The following is a 1157-nucleotide window of genomic DNA, read 5'->3' on the forward strand; positions in this document are numbered from 1 at the left end:
AGCGTGCTCAATCTCTGGCGCGGGCTGGAGCAGACGGCCTTTGCCGGACGTCCGCTTGCCACCGTGGGATGGAACGCGCCGTACCAGTTCGACGCCTCGGTGAAGATGCTGGTGCAATTGCTGTCGGGCCGCAGTCTGGTGGTGATACCCACGGTGGTACGGGCGGACGCCGAGGCCTTCTTGAACTATCTGGCTATTCATCGGGTGGACGTCGTCGATTGCACGCCCCCTCAACTGGAACTGTGGTTGGCGAACGGACTGGCCGACCCTCGTGGGCCATGGCCCCGGGCTCTTCTGGTGGGCGGCGAACCGATTAACCCGGCTACCTGGGATCGTTTGCGAGACGATGATCGGATCGACGTCCATAATGTCTACGGTCCCACCGAATGCACGGTGGACGCCACGCTGGCGACGCTCGGCCGCGATGCTGCGACACCGATCATCGGTCGCCCGCTCGCCAACACCCGCCTGTATCTGCTGGACGGTCATGGTCAACCGGTGCCACGAAGTGCGGTGGGCGAGTTGTACATCGGCGGTGCCGGCGTGGCGCGTGGCTATCTCAACCGGCCCGAGCTGACTGCCGAGCGGTTCCTTGAAGATCCGTTCTGCACGACACCCGGCGCACGCATGTACCGCACGGGCGATCTGGCTCGCTATCAGCCTGACGGCAACCTCCAATACCTGGGACGCGCGGACCAGCAGGTGAAGATTCGCGGTTTCCGCATCGAACTGGGCGAGATCGAAGCACGTCTGGCCGAGCATGCGGCTGTGCGCGAGGCAGCGGTACTGGCACGCGAGGATGTGGCCGGCGAGCAGCGCCTGGTCGCCTATGTCACTACCCAGCCGGATGCAGTGATCGACGCTTTGGCCCTACGCGGGCATCTGGCTCGGCAATTGCCGGACTACATGGTGCCCTCAGCGTTCGTGCAGTTGGATGCCATGCCGCTCACGCCCAACGGCAAGCTCAATCGCAAGGCACTGCCGGCGCCGGACGCTGAGGCCCTGGTTCATCGCGTTTACGAAGCGCCTCTCGGTGAGCGTGAACAGCTCATCGCCGGCCTCTGGTCGGAGCTGCTCGGCGTCGAACGCATCGGCCGCCACGATCACTTCTTCGAACTGGGTGGCCATTCGTTGCTGGTCATACGCATGATCGAGCG

Annotated in this window: 1 protein-coding gene; it reads left to right on the top strand. The window is 64.4% G+C overall.

Annotated elements, in window-relative coordinates:
* Nucleotides 1-1157: non-ribosomal peptide synthetase (locus tag ISP18_RS00040; protein ID WP_404559214.1), on the top strand; the 1157-nt coding region annotated here is incomplete at both ends.

The organism is Dyella humi, from assembly GCF_044904605.1.
In the GTDB taxonomy this organism is placed as follows: Bacteria; Pseudomonadota; Gammaproteobacteria; order Xanthomonadales; family Rhodanobacteraceae; genus Dyella_B; species Dyella_B humi.